Consider the following 13764-nt stretch of genomic DNA (forward strand, 5'->3'; position numbering starts at 1 on the left):
CCCACCGGAGAGTGCCAACACAGCGACGGGCAGGTCCGGCACCCGCGACGACGGATCCACCTGGTTCGCCACCTCAGACAGTCAACCCCGTGATCTCCGAAGGGGGAGGTCGGATCGTGACGACCACCAGCTCCAAGGTTGCCATCAAGCCGCTCGAGGACCGCATCGTGGTCCAGCCGCTCGACGCCGAGCAGACCACCGCCTCTGGCCTGGTCATCCCGGACACCGCCAAGGAGAAGCCCCAGGAGGGCGTCGTCCTGGCCGTCGGCCCGGGCCGCTTCGAGAACGGCGAGCGCCTGCCGCTCGACGTCAAGACCGGCGATGTCGTGCTCTACAGCAAGTACGGCGGCACCGAGGTGAAGTACAACGGCGAGGAGTACCTCGTCCTCTCGGCCCGCGACGTGCTCGCGATCGTCGAGAAGTAAGTCACCCCGAGCCAGAGGCTCTGAACCGCGCCCCGAGGCCCCTTTCCCGGGCGCCCCGGGGCGCCGTTCGTTCCACCAGCAGATTCCGAGAGGGCTGAACCGCTCCCATGGCGAAGATCCTGAAGTTCGACGAAGACGCCCGTCGCGCCCTTGAGCGCGGCGTCAACAAGCTTGCCGACACGGTGAAGGTGACGATCGGCCCCAAGGGCCGCAACGTCGTCATCGACAAGAAGTTCGGCGCCCCCACCATCACCAACGACGGTGTCACGATCGCCCGCGAGGTCGAGATCGAGGACCCGTACGAGAACCTCGGCGCCCAGCTCGTGAAGGAGGTGGCGACCAAGACCAACGACATCGCGGGTGACGGCACCACCACCGCCACCGTGCTCGCCCAGGCCCTGGTCCGCGAGGGTCTGCGCAACGTCGCCGCCGGCGCCTCCCCGGCCGCCCTGAAGAAGGGCATCGACGCCGCCGTCAAGGCCGTGTCCGAGGAGCTCCTCGCGACCGCGCGCCCGATCGACGACAAGTCCGACATCGCCGCCGTCGCCGCGCTCTCCGCGCAGGACCAGCAGGTCGGCGAGCTCATCGCCGAGGCGATGGACAAGGTCGGCAAGGACGGCGTCATCACCGTCGAGGAGTCCAACACCTTCGGCCTGGAGCTCGACTTCACCGAGGGCATGGCCTTCGACAAGGGCTACCTGTCCCCGTACATGGTGACCGACCAGGAGCGCATGGAGGCCGTCCTCGACGACCCGTACATCCTGATCAACCAGGGCAAGATCTCCTCGATCCAGGACCTGCTCCCGATCCTGGAGAAGGTCATCCAGGCCGGCGCCGGCAAGCCGCTCCTGATCATCGCCGAGGACGTCGAGGGCGAGGCCCTGTCGACCCTGGTCGTGAACAAGATCCGCGGCACCTTCAACGCGGTGGCCGTCAAGGCCCCCGGCTTCGGCGACCGCCGCAAGGCCATGCTCGGCGACATCGCCACCCTCACCGGTGCCACCGTCATCGCCGAGGAGGTCGGCCTCAAGCTCGACCAGGCCGGTCTGGACGTGCTCGGCACCGCCCGCCGCGTCACCATCACCAAGGACGACACCACCATCGTCGACGGTGGCGGCGACTCGTCCGAGGTGCAGGGCCGCGTCAACCAGATCAAGGCCGAGATCGAGTCCACCGACTCCGACTGGGACCGCGAGAAGCTCCAGGAGCGCCTCGCGAAGCTGGCCGGCGGCGTGTGCGTGATCAAGGTCGGCGCCGCCACCGAGGTGGAGCTGAAGGAGAAGAAGCACCGTCTGGAGGACGCCATCTCCGCGACCCGCGCCGCGGTCGAGGAGGGCATCGTCTCCGGTGGCGGCTCCGCGCTCGTCCACGCCGTCAAGGTCCTGGAGGGCAACCTCGACAAGACCGGCGACGAGGCCACGGGTGTCGCGGTCGTCCGCCGCGCCGCCGTCGAGCCGCTGCGCTGGATCGCCGAGAACGCGGGCCTGGAGGGCTACGTCATCACCTCGAAGGTGGCGGAGCTCGACAAGGGCCAGGGCTTCAACGCCGCGACCGGCGAGTACGGCGACCTGGTCAAGGCCGGCGTCATCGACCCGGTGAAGGTGACGCGCTCCGCCCTGGAGAACGCCGCCTCGATCGCCTCCCTCCTCCTCACCACCGAGACCCTCGTGGTGGAGAAGAAGGAAGAGGAGCCGGCGGACCACGGCCACGGCCACGGTCACGGCCACTCGCACTGAGGCGCGTAGCCGACCGCTGAGGCCCGGTGCCCCCGTCGCGGGGGCACCGGGCCTCAGCGCGTCTCTACTCCTCCACCGCTCCGAGCCGCTCCATCAGCCCGAGCATGTCGTACTGCCACCAGTCCTCGACGACCTTGCCGTCGTCCCGGAAGCGCTGGATCAGCGTGCCGGTCATCCGGACGTCGATGCCGGTGGGCTGGAGGCCCATGAAGTCGCCGGTGTGGGTGGCGTCGCAGGTCCAGCGGGTGCAGACGCGGTCGCCCTCGGCGATCTGGTCCTCGACGGTGAAGGCGAAGTCGAACCCCTGCCGCCACATCTCGATCCCGCGGCGGACCGCGTCCATGCCGAGGGAGTCCTGCACGTCGGAGGGGTCGTGGCTGTGGCACCCCTCGGCGATCACCTCGTCCAGCGGCGGAAGCTCCCCCGGCGTGCCGATCAGCTCCAGGAACCGGCGCGCGGCGGCCTTGCACATCTGCTCGTCCCGCACGACGTCCAAGTCCGTGAAGGTCGGCATCCCGTCACAGAGCGCGACCATCTCGTGGAAGAGCCGGTCGGTCTCGGGGAGGTGGGAGTTCCGCATCGCCACGTCGTACGAGGGGAACTCGACGATCTCCACGAAGTGCGACCCGTCGGACCGGTCCTTCCCGAGGACGCTGTGGGTGGCCGTCCGCTTCCCCTCGGTCTGCTCGGCCCACTGGTCCATGAGCCGGTTCATCTCGTCGAAGCGGCTCGTCCTGCAGTCGATGATCTGCACGAAGGTCATGACGCCTCCCGGGGCGGCAGGGACGTCTCCATTCTAGGTTCGGGGGGCGCGGGGCGCCCTGGCACGATGGGGCCCATGAAGCGGGGGATCGATGTCGACAACGAGGCGGGCGTCGTCGTCATCGGCGACGGCAACACGGTCGGGTTCGGTACGGGGACGGGGACGGCGGTCCGTTCGGCGTACCGGGAGCAGGTCCGCCGGATCGCCCCGCCGGAACTCGTGGGCCGTGAGGAGGAGTTGGCGGAACTGGCGGAGTTCTGCCGCACGGGGAGCGGGTACCGGTGGTGGCGGGCGGACGCGTGGGCGGGCAAGACGGCGCTGATGGCCTCCTTCGCACTCGACGCGCCCCCGGGCGTGCGGATCGTCCCCTTCTTCGTCACTGCCCGGCTCGGCGCGCAGAACGACGTGGTCGCGTACGTGGACGTGGTCCTGGAGCAGCTCGCGGAGCTGGCGGGGGAGGGCCTCCCGGCCCTGCTGACCGCCGCCACCCGTGAGGCCCACCTCCTGCGCCTGTACGCCTCCGCCGCCGAGGCCCGCGCGGCGCGCGGCGAGCGCCTGGTCCTCCTCGTGGACGGCCTGGACGAGGACCGGGGGGTGACGACGGGCCCGGACGCCCACTCGATCGCGGCCCTCCTCCCGTACGGCACGCTCGACCTGCCGGTCGTCGTCTCCGGCCGCCTCAACCCGCCCCTCCCGGCGGACGTCCCCGAGGACCACCCGCTCAGGGACCCGTCGATCGTCCGGCTCCTGTCCTCCTCCCCGAAGGCCCGCGCGATCCGCGCGGAGGCGGAACGGGAGCTGAAGCACTTCCTGACGGGCGGCGGCCTCCCGTACGAACTCCTGGGACTGCTCACGGCGGCGGGCGGCGGCCTGACGGCGGACGACCTGGCGGAACTGACGGCCGAGATCCCGTACCGGGTGAGGGACGTCCTGCGAACGGGGCCGGGACGGACGTTCGCACTGCGGGACGAGGCGTATCTGCTGGCGCACGAGGAGCTGGTGGTCCAGGCGCGGGAGATGCTGGGTTCGCGGGAGCTGGGGCGGTGGCGGGGCGCGCTGGACGACTGGGCGGGGGAGTGGCGCGCCCGGGGCTGGCCGGACGGCACCCCCGACTACCTGCTGCACGGCTGGTTCCCGATGCTGCGGGCCGCCGGAGACCCGGACGCGATGGCCGCGTGCGCCCTCGACGCCGTACGGCACGACCGGCTGCTCGCGGCGACGGGCGGCGACGGGACGGCGCTCGGGGAGATCACGACGGCGGGCGAGGCGCTGCTGGAGCGGGGGGACCGGCCCGGTCTGATCGTCACCCTCCTGCAACTCGCCCTGCGCCGGGCCGCCCTGCGGGACCGCAACGGACGGGTGCCGGACGAACTCCCTGCGGCATGGGCCGAAGTGGGGCAGGTGAACAGGGGGTTTGCGCTGGCGCGGGGGCTCGAACCGGTGAACCGGATCCGGGCCCTGTGCGGCCTCGCACGGCTGCTGCACGCGCGCGGTGAAGAGGAGCGGGCCCTCGCCCTGGTCGACGAGGCCGCCGCGCTGGCCGACACGGTCGACCACGGCAATGAGCGGATCTCCGTGCTCCAGGCCGTCGGGAACACCTGGGTCGCCGTGGGGGAGGCGGACCGGGCGGAGGAGGTCGCGCGGACGCTGGGAGTCGTCCTGAGAAGCGACTTCCTGCTGGATCTGGTGGCGCTCCGGTGCCGGGCGGGTGAGTTCCGGTCGGCGCTGGACGCGCTGGCCGCCCCGGAGAGAGAGGGGGCGGAGGCCGAGGGCCGCGCCCTCGTCTGCGTCGCCCTCGTCGGGGCCGGACGCGAGGCCGAGGCCCTCGCCCTGGCCCGTTCCGCGAGCGGCCTCGGACGCGCGCTCGCCCTGGTGCGGATCGCCGGCGAGGTCTGCGAGGGTGCGGAAGCGCTGATCGATGAAGGGCTTGCCGCGCTCCCGGAGAAGACCGCGACGGTAGGACCCGACGGCGGACTGGTCGAGGCCCTCGTCGTGGCCGGGGCCGTGGAGCGCGCCGAGGCCCTGGTCGCAGAGTGGGGCGAGTGCCCGTACGCCCACGACGGACGCCTCGCGCTGGTCCGGGGCCTGGTGCGAACGGGCGCGCTCGACCGGGCCGAGACGCTGACCGACCGGATGGCCTCCGGCACCGACGGGGACGACATCCGAACGACACTGATCGAGGCCTGGGCCCGCGAAGGTGCCGTCGAACGACTCGGACCCGCCCTTGCCGGGCTGACTGGCCTGGGGAGCCGTTCCCGCGCGACCCGGTTCGTGGTCGGCGCCCTGGTCCGGGCGGGACGCGTCGAAGAGGCCGAGGCACTCGTGTCGTACGAGACCGGCACGGTCGTCACCGGGCAGACCTGGCTCGCGCGGACCCTGGCCGGCGCCGGGTACTGCGACCGGGCCGTCGTGTTGCTCGGCCGTGTCGAGGCGGCGAGCCGCGAGCCCCGGCGTGCGGAGGCCATCCCCGTCCTGGCGGCCGTCGCGGAGGCGCTGGCACTGTCAGGGCACGGCGGACGCGCCCAGGTCCTCACAGAGGGTCTGGCGGCCAACGGGAACCTGGAGTCGCAGTTGCTCCCGGTTGTGCGCGCCCTGCTTGCCACGGGCCGCTTCGACGAGGCCGAACGGCAGGCGCGGACGGCGGTCGTCGATCAGCAGAGGCACCTGCTCGACCTGGTCGCCCGCGCCTTGGGCGATCCGTCGCTGAGCGAACCGCCGGAGCGTTTCGAATGGGGATGTGGTGGGGGCCGGCCGACCAAGGGCGAGACGGCGCACCGCCTGCTGCCCGCTCCCGAGCAGTGGGTCTCTGTCGTGGAGGCGGAGCGGCGCGCGGCGCGTGCCCGCGCCCTGCACGAGGAGGGCCGGGACGGGAAGGCGGCCCGCGAGCTGACCCGTGCCGTGGCCGCCGCGCGCGGGATCCTGCGGTACACGGCGGCCCCGCTGCCCGTCGTCGTACGGGCGCAGATGGCCCTGGGACGGACGGCGGAGGCCGCCGAACTGCTTCGGGAGGCGACCTCGCACGTGCAGCGCCTGAACGGGATCCGGGAGAAGTCCTTCCTGGCGGAGGCGCTCGTCGCCACCGGGCGGGATGAGGAGGCAGTCGTCCTCGCGCGGACGCGGGCGTACCGCTTCGAGGACACCTCCGCCACACAGCTCGACCTCGTCGGCGTCCTGGCCCGCGCCGGACATTACGCACGGGCCACGGACCTCCTTGACGGCCTTGCACGGCGCGGCCTCGCCCGGGCCCGGGCCTACGCCGGTCTCGCCCTCGCCCACCCCGAACCGACCCGCGCCCGCGAGCTCACCGCCCTCGCCCTTCACACCGGTCCCTGGTACGACGCGCTGCCCGCCGTCCTGCGTCACGAACCCGACGCCCTCCCGCTCGTCCTTGCCGAGGCCGACCGCCTACACCGCGCGCTGGAAGTCTGAGCGGAGGCCCGGCGGCTACGCCGACCGCGTCAGGTCCGACGCCCGCACCTCCTCCACGAACGCCTCCCCCCGTACGTACCGCTCCACCTCCCCCACCGCCTGGTCCGCCATCCGGTGCAGTTCGTTGCCGAGGGAGCCCGCCACGTGGGGGGTGAGGAGGACGTTCGGGAGGGTCCACAGGGGGGAGTCCGGCGGGGGGAGTTCCGGGTCCGTGACGTCGAGGATCGCGTGGAGGCGGCCCGTGAGGAGGTGGGGGAGGAGGGACGGTTCGTCGACCAGGGAGCCCCGGGACGTGTTGATCAGGGTCGTCCCGTCCGGCATCGCCGCCAGTTGTGCCGCGCCGATCATGCGGTACGTGGACGGGAGTTGGGGCGCGTGGACCGAGACGACCGTGCTGCGGGCGCAGAGTTCGTCCAGGGACACCGCCTCCACGCCCGGGACCTCGGTGTACGGGTCGTACAGCAGGATCTCGAAGTCGAAGGGGCGCAGGAGGTCGATCACCCGGCGGCCGATGCGGGAGGCGCCGACGATGCCGATCGTGCGGCGGTGGTTGCCCCAGGCCGTGGACTCCTCCAGCCAGGCGTGGTCGGTGCGGAGTTCGGCGTACCGCCGGGCCGAGCGCAGGACGCGCTTCCCGGCGAAGAGAATCGCGGCGAGCGTGTACTCGGCGACCGGCAGCGCGTTGGCGGCGGCGGCCGACGTGACCCGCAGGCCCCGCTCCCAGCAGGCGTCCGTGACGTGGTGCTTGACGGAGCCGGCCGCGTGGACGACGGCCCGCAGCCGGGGCGCCCGGTCCAGGACCTCGGGGGTGAGCGGGGTCGCGCCCCAGCAGGTCAGGAGCACCTCGGCCTCCGCGAGGGCGGCGGCCGTCCGGGCGTCCGGGGCCGTCAGGTCGTGGGCGACCAGGTGCGGATCGGTGCGGGTCAGGGCCGCGAGGCGGGTGCGGTGGGCCTCGGTGAGCAGGCGGTCGGCGACCCCCGGGCCCATCGCGAGGAGGAGGGAGGGGCGGTTGTCAGTGGTGGGGTGCATCGTGGGTGACGGCCTTCCTCACTTGACGCTGCCGGCCGTCAGACCGGCCTTCCAGTGGCGCTGGAGGGAGACGAAGGCGATGACGAGGGGGACGACGGCGAGCAGGGAGCCGGTGACGACGAGGGGGTAGTAGTCGGGTTCGGCATGGGCGTTGCTGTTCCACGCGTACAGGCCGAGGCTCAGCGGGTACAGCTTCTGGTCGGACAGCATCACCAGGGGGAGGAAGAAGTTGTTCCAGACGGCGGTGAACTGGAAGAGGAAGACGGTCACGAAGCCGGGCATCACCATGCGCAGGCCGATCGACCAGAAGACGCGCAGCTCGCCCGCCCCGTCGATGCGGGCGGCCTCCAGGGCCTCGTCGGGGACGTAGCCGGCGCAGAAGACCCGGGAGAGGTAGACGCCGAAGGGGTTGACGAGGACGGGGACCAGGACGGCCCAGTAGGTGTTGACGAGGCCGATCTCGCTGGCGAGGAGGTACATCGGCAGGGCGAGCGCGGTGGTGGGGACGAGCACGCCGAGCAGGACGAGGCCGAAGAGCTTCTCCTTGCCCCGGAAGTCGTAGACGTGGAAGGCGTATCCGGCGGCCACGCTGACGAGCGAGCAGGCGAGCGCCCCGAGCCCGGCGTAGAGGAGGCTGTTCAGGTACCAGTGGAAGTAGATGCCGTCGCTGTGGGCGGCGAGCCGGGAGAGGTTGCCGCCGAGGTCGAAGCCCTCGAAGGAGAAGGCGTCCCCGGCGAGCAGGCCGCCGGCGTCCTTGGTGGCGGCGGTCAGCAGCCAGACCAGCGGGAAGAGCATGTAGACGGTGGCGAGGACGAGGACGCCGTTGACGGCTGTTCGTGAGAGCCATCTGCTGGCGGAACGGGTCCTTCCCGTACGGACGGTGCTCATGCGGTGCGCTCCTTCCGTGCCGCCCGGCGGCCGGTCAGGCGCGTCACCGCGAAGGAGAGCAGCGCGGCCGTCAGGGCGAGGAGCACGGAGGCCGCCGCGGCGAGCCCGTAGTCGTTGCGGTCGAAGGCCGCGGTGTAGGCGTACATGTTCGGCGTCCAGGTGGAGGTGACGGCGGAGCCGGTGCCCTTGCTGAGGATGAGCGGCTCGGTGAAGAGCTGGAGGGAGCCGATGACCGTGAAGAGCCCGACCATCGCGAGCGAGGCCCTGACGAGCGGGACCTTGATGGAGAAGGCGATCCGCCAGGCCCCCGCCCCGTCCACGGTGGCCGCTTCGAGGACGGAGCGGTCGATGGCCTGGAGGGCCGCGTAGAAGATCACCATGTTGTAGCCGAGCCACTCCCACAGGGCGATGTTCACGACGGAGGGCAGGGCGCCCCCGGGGGAGAAGAAGTCGAAGCCGATCCCTCCCGCCTCCATGGCCTTCACGACCGGGCTGAGCTGGGGCGTGTAGAGGTAGACCCAGATCAGGGCGGCGATGATGCCGGGGACGGCGTGCGGCAGGAAGAGCGCGAGCTGGAAGAAGCGGCGGGCGCGGGCGAGCGCCGAGTCGAGCAGGAGGGCGAGGCCGAGGGCTCCGGCGAGCAGCAGCGGGATGTAGAGCAGGCAGTAGCCGAGCAGGACGCCGAAGCCCTCGCGGAAGGCCCGGTCACCCAGCGCCGCCGTGTAGTTGTCGAGGCCGGTGAAGACGGTCTCGGTGCCGCCGAAGCCCAGTCCGGACTGCTTCTCGGTGAAGAGGCTGAGCCAGACCGCGTAGCCGATCGGCACCACCATCACCGCGGTGAACAGCAGGAAGAAGGGGGTCAGCAGGATCGTGGCGGCGCGGGTGCGGGCCTTCACGCGGATCAGCCCTCGACCTTCAGGCCGCGCTTGGTGAGTTCGGCGACGGTGGCGTCGTGGCCGGCCTTCACGGCGTCGGCGAGCGTCGGACCGCCCGCGGCGACCGCGCCGAACCGGTCCTTGATGGTGGTGTTGGTGGTGCCGGTGGTGGGCCCCCAGGCCCAGTTCGGGTCGATGGAGGCGCCGGCCGTCTCGAAGAGGGCGTAGATGTCCTGGCCGCCGTAGTAGCCGGCGTCGAAGGCCTTCTTGGCGACCGGGCGCAGGGCCGCGGCGGCGGGGAAGGCGGAGGAGGTGCCGGAGGCGATGCGGGCCCGCACGCCCTCCTCGGTGGTGGACATCCACTCGGCGAAGGCGACGGCCGCGGCCTTGTTCCTGCTGTCCTTGGTCACGGCGAAGGAGGTGCCGCCGAGCATGCCGCTGGCGGGCTTGCCGTCCCAGCTGGGGATCGGGGCGACGGCCCACTTGCCGCTCTGCTCGGGCAGGGTGCCCTTGAGGACGCCCGCGCCCCAGGAGGCGCCGAGGTAGCCGAGGGTGGTGCCGTTCTTGAGGGAGCCGACCCACTCGGGGGAGAACGAGGCGTTCTTGTGGACGAGCCCGGCGTCGAGGAGCCCCTGCCAGTAGGCGGTGACCTCGGTGGTGGCCGGGTCGGTGGTGTTCACCTTCCAGGTGTCGTCCTCGGCCTTGAACCACTGGGCTCCGGCCTGCCAGGCCATGGCCTCGAAGGTGGTCGGGTCGTCCGGGAAGAAGGTGGCGATGCGGGCCTTGGCGTCGGCCTTCTTCACCTGCTCGGCGGCCTTCTTGAAGTCGTCCCAGGTGGTGGGCACCTGGACCTTGTACTTCTCGAAGAGGTCCTTGCGGTAGAAGAAGGCCTGCGGGGAGGCGTCGAAGGGGACGGCCCAGGTCCTGCCGCCGAGGGTGGTGAGCTCGACGCTCTGCGGGAGCAGCTTGGCGCGGTCGGCCTCGGTGAACTCGCCGCCGATGTCCTGGAGGGCGCCGGAGCTCACGAACTCGGGGAGCGAGGAGTACTCGATGGAGACGAGGTCGGGGGCGTTGCCCGCCTTCACGGCGTTGGAGATCTTGGCGTAGCCGCCGGCGGTGCCGGAGGGGATCTCCTCGAACGTCACCTTGACGTCGGTGTGGGAGGCGTTGAAGGCGTCCACGACGTCCTTGGTGCCCTTGGCCCAGCCCCAGAAGGTGAGGGTCACGGGGCCGTTCGGCTTGTTCGCGGTGTCGTCACCGCCGCCGCCGCAGGCCGTGAGGACGGCGAGGGCGGCGGCGGTGCCGGCTATGACGCGGGTCGTTCTGCTCCGGAAGGGTGTCACGGCACGGCTCCTGGGGGCGGGGCGGCTGGGAGGTTGTGGCCGTGATCCTGTGACCGTTCATGACCGAAGTCAAGAGCGAAAGATTGATTGATCGAAAAAAGAACAGATCGATCAGGGCGGACCTCTACGGGTGGAAGGCCGCCGCCGGAGCCCCGCACGAGGACCGCACCCGCAGCCACGGCAGCAGGCTCAGATGGCGCCGCGCCTGCGCCTCCCCGGGCCCGTCCCCCGCTCCCTCACCCCCTTCGGTGAGCCGCTCCACGAGCAGCTCCGTCGCGTGCCGCCCCACCTGCCGCTTGGGCGGGGCGACCGCCGTCAGCGGGGTGTCGGCGAGCGCGGCGACCTCGTCGTCGTACGCGATCAGGGCCAGGTCCTGCGGCACCCTGACCCCCAGCTCGGCGAGGCGGCGCGCGATCTCGATGGCGTCCACGTCGTTGTGGACCAGGGCCGCGCCCGCCAGGCCGGAGCCGACGGCGTCGTGCAGCGCCCGCACCGCCCGCTCGAACCCCTCCGGGTCCGTCTCCGCCGGTACGGAGTCGACGACCGGCCGCGGCTCCGCCAGGCCCAGCGTGCCGAGCGCCTCGGCGTACCCGGCGCGCACCGCGAGCGCGGTCGGGGAGTCGCGGCGGGCGACGAGCAGCGGCGTCGCGTGACCCAGGGAGAGCAGGTGGCGCAGGGCGAGCAGGACGCCGTGGGCGTGGTCGGAGGCGACCCGGTCCAGGCCGTCGAGCGGGCTGCCGGGCTCGGCGCGCCGCTCCAGGAGCACGGCCGGCACGGGCAGCTCGGCCAGCCAGTCCCCGTACGCGAGCCGGTCCTCGGGGCCCCGCCAGCCGGGCGCGACCAGGACGCCCTCGGCGCCCGCCGCGAGCAGCCCCTCGGTGCGGGCCCGGTCCTCCTCCGGGCGGTAGTCCGAGACGCGCAGCACGAGCCGGGCCCCGGCGCGGGCCGCCGCCTCGTGCGCGCCCCGGATGACCTCGGCGAAGTAGTACGTGGCGGAGGGCACGAGCAGGCCGAGGACCAGGCCCTCGCCGGGCCGCCCGGCCCCCGGCGCGCCCTGCCGCTCCGGCCAGGACACCTGGCCGTGCACCCGGTCGAGCAGGCCCCGGCCGGCCAGGGCCTCGACGTCCCGGCGGGCGGTGACGGGGGAGACGCCGAGCCGTTCGGCGAGCTCGGAGACGCGGGCGGTGCCGCGCTCGCGCACCAGGGCCAGCAGTCGGTCGTGTCGTTCGGCAGCACTCTCGCGCACGGCGCGGTTCCCCCTCGCGGTGGTGGTGGTCCCCCGAGTCTAGTTCAGAATGATCGAACGGAGGGAATTTCGATCATTCGATCCGAAAGTCTTGACGTTCGATCGGAGCCTGTCCAGGATTCCCGACGACACGGACGTCAGGACGCGGAGCCGCCACGGGGCCCTCGGGACGCCGCCGGAACCGTCACAGGGAGCAACTCATGCCCACGCCCCCCGAAGACCGCGCGCTCAGCCCGTACACCGGCTGGACCCGGGTCCACTGGGAGGCCGCGGCCGACCGGCTCCTGCTCGACGTGCGGCCCTTCGCCTCGCCCCGGCATGGCCTGATCGACCTCCCCGGGCCCCGTCCCAGCTGGTCGGGGCCCCGCTCCGACGGCCTGGAGGGCTGGGCCCGCACCTTCCTCCTCGCCGCCCTCCGCGTCGCGGGCGACCGCGGCGCGGACCCCCACGGCCACCTCGACCGGTACGCCGCGGGCCTCGCCGCCGGAACGGAGGAGCCGGGCCGGGACGACGCCGAGTCCTGGCCCCCCATGGCCGACACCCGCCAGGCGGTCGTCGAGTCCGCCTCGGTCGCCCTCGGCCTGCGCCTCACCCGCCCCTGGCTCTGGGACCGGCTCGACGACCGCGTCCGCGAGCGGGTCGTGGAGTGGCTGCTGCCCGCCCTCGGCCCGTCCCCGGTCGACAACAACTGGTGGCTCTTCGGCCTCACCGTCGCCGGCTTCCTCCGCGACGCCGGGATCGAGACCGACCGCGCCGCCGCCACGATCGACCGCTCCCTCGCCCGCGTCGAGGACTGGTACCTCGGCGACGGCTGGTACAGCGACGGCGACAACCGCGCCTTCGACCACTACAACGCCTGGGCCCTGCACTTCTACCCCGTGCTCCACGCCCACCTGTCCGGCGACCGCGCGCTCCTCGACCGGTACGGCCCCCGGCTGCGCGCCCACCTCGACGACCACGTCCACCTCTTCGACGCGAACGGCGCCCCCGTCCCGTACGGGCGCTCCCTGATCTACCGCTTCGCCGCGGCCGCCGCCCCCTGGCTCGGCGCCCTCACCGGCCACACCCCGCTCACCCCCGGCGCCACCCGCCGCCTCGCCTCCGGGACCCTGCGGTACTTCCTCGACCGGGGCGCCACCGACGGGCACGGGCTCCTCACCCTCGGCTGGCACGGCCCGTACCCGCCGCTCGTCCAGGAGTACTCGGGTCCGGGCTCCCCCTACTGGGCGTCCAAGGGCTTCCTCGGCCTCCTCCTGCCCGCCGGCCACCCGGCCTGGATCGACCCCGAGGAGCCCCTGCCCGCCGAACGCGCCGACACCGTCCGCGCCGTCGCCCCCGCCGGGCTGCTCGTCCAGACCACCGCCGCCGACGGGCTCGTACGCCTCCACAACCACGGCAGCAACCACGTGCACAGCCGCGCGGGCGGCGAGGACGACCCCGGTTACGCCCGCCAGGCCTACTCCACCCGTACGGGACCCACCACCGGGACCGCCCCGGCCGACAACCACTTCGCGCTGCTCGACGACGGGGGCCGGGCCACCACCCGGGGGCCCGCGGTGCCCGCCGGCACCGGCCCCGGCTGGGCCGCCTCCCTGCACGTCCCGCGTCCCGGCGTCCGGATCCTCTCCGCGACCCTCGCCCACGGCGACGCCGAACTCCGCGCCCACCTCGTCCTCGGCGCCCCGGAGGGGACACCCGTACGGCAGACCGGCTGGGCCACCACGCCCGACGGGCCGCGCGCCCGGCTCCACCCGGTCCACGGCCACCCGCCGGAGGACCCGGCCACCGCGCTCCCCGTGGGGGAGACCCTTCAGGGGCCGGACGGCCGCGTCCTCGCCCTGTACGGCACCACGCGCGGCCCGGCCGCCCTCTTCGCGTCCCTCGCCTCGCTCACCGCCGCCCCCGACCCGGCCGCCGTCACCGCCCTCGCGCGCGTGCGGGTCGACGGCCACGCCCTCCACGTGACCTGGCGGGACGGCAGCACCGCGCACCTGGACCTCGACGCCCTGCTGTGAACGGACCCCCCGCGA

Annotated in this window: 10 protein-coding genes; 4 read left to right on the forward strand and 6 right to left on the reverse strand. The window is 72.9% G+C overall.

The annotated features are described in order from the left end of the window. The first annotated feature begins 116 nt into the window (after positions 1–116). Together groES and groL are read left to right on the forward strand one after the other, a co-directional pair. Positions 117–425: a co-chaperone GroES gene (gene groES / locus ACIP5O_RS13035; protein ID WP_015035628.1), complete on the forward strand. Its 309-nt coding sequence runs from the start codon at positions 117–119 to the stop codon at positions 423–425. A 107-nt stretch (positions 426–532) separates the two neighbouring features. Continuing rightward, a complete protein-coding gene (gene groL / locus ACIP5O_RS13040; protein ID WP_356541324.1) occupies positions 533–2161 on the forward strand; it encodes a chaperonin GroEL in 1629 nt (542 codons plus the stop codon). 64 nt (positions 2162–2225) lie between these two features. Here groL and ACIP5O_RS13045 read toward each other — a convergent pair whose 3' ends face one another. After that, positions 2226–2924: an ester cyclase gene (locus tag ACIP5O_RS13045; protein ID WP_401292170.1), complete on the reverse strand. Its 699-nt coding sequence runs from the start codon at positions 2922–2924 to the stop codon at positions 2226–2228. A gap of 75 nt (positions 2925–2999) precedes the next feature. Between ACIP5O_RS13045 and ACIP5O_RS13050 the strand changes: the two genes are divergently transcribed. Beyond that, positions 3000–6353, forward strand: coding sequence for a hypothetical protein (locus ACIP5O_RS13050; protein ID WP_401292172.1), 3354 nt, complete (start codon positions 3000–3002; stop codon positions 6351–6353). Positions 6354–6368: 15 nt separating this feature from the next. Here ACIP5O_RS13050 and ACIP5O_RS13055 read toward each other — a convergent pair whose 3' ends face one another. The 5 genes from ACIP5O_RS13055 to ACIP5O_RS13075 all read right to left on the reverse strand — a co-directional run bounded on the left by ACIP5O_RS13055 (position 6369) and on the right by ACIP5O_RS13075 (position 11734). Next, complete coding sequence (locus tag ACIP5O_RS13055) at positions 6369–7382, reverse strand: hydroxyacid dehydrogenase (RefSeq protein ID WP_401292175.1); 1014 nt, start codon at positions 7380–7382, stop codon at positions 6369–6371. A gap of 18 nt (positions 7383–7400) precedes the next feature. Further along, positions 7401–8270, reverse strand: coding sequence for a carbohydrate ABC transporter permease (locus ACIP5O_RS13060; protein ID WP_401292178.1), 870 nt, complete (start codon positions 8268–8270; stop codon positions 7401–7403). Continuing rightward, the gene (locus tag ACIP5O_RS13065) at positions 8267–9166 is read right to left on the reverse strand and encodes a carbohydrate ABC transporter permease (protein ID WP_401292180.1); all 900 of its coding nucleotides are present in this window, start codon (positions 9164–9166) and stop codon (positions 8267–8269) included. Before ACIP5O_RS13065 ends, ACIP5O_RS13060 begins: the two co-directional genes overlap by 4 nt. A gap of 5 nt (positions 9167–9171) precedes the next feature. Continuing rightward, on the reverse strand, positions 9172–10488 hold the full coding sequence (locus ACIP5O_RS13070; RefSeq protein ID WP_401292181.1) for an ABC transporter substrate-binding protein: 1317 nt from the start codon (positions 10486–10488) through the stop codon (positions 9172–9174). A 124-nt stretch (positions 10489–10612) separates the two neighbouring features. Next, the gene (locus ACIP5O_RS13075) at positions 10613–11734 is read right to left on the reverse strand and encodes a substrate-binding domain-containing protein (RefSeq protein ID WP_401292183.1); all 1122 of its coding nucleotides are present in this window, start codon (positions 11732–11734) and stop codon (positions 10613–10615) included. A gap of 200 nt (positions 11735–11934) precedes the next feature. Here ACIP5O_RS13075 and ACIP5O_RS13080 point away from each other — a divergent pair, with 200 nt between their 5' ends. After that, positions 11935–13749: a DUF2264 domain-containing protein gene (locus ACIP5O_RS13080; protein WP_401292184.1), complete on the forward strand. Its 1815-nt coding sequence runs from the start codon at positions 11935–11937 to the stop codon at positions 13747–13749. Positions 13750–13764 lie beyond the last annotated feature (15 nt).

Source organism: Streptomyces sp. NPDC088915, assembly GCF_044749825.1.
GTDB lineage: Bacteria > Actinomycetota > Actinomycetes > Streptomycetales > Streptomycetaceae > Streptomyces.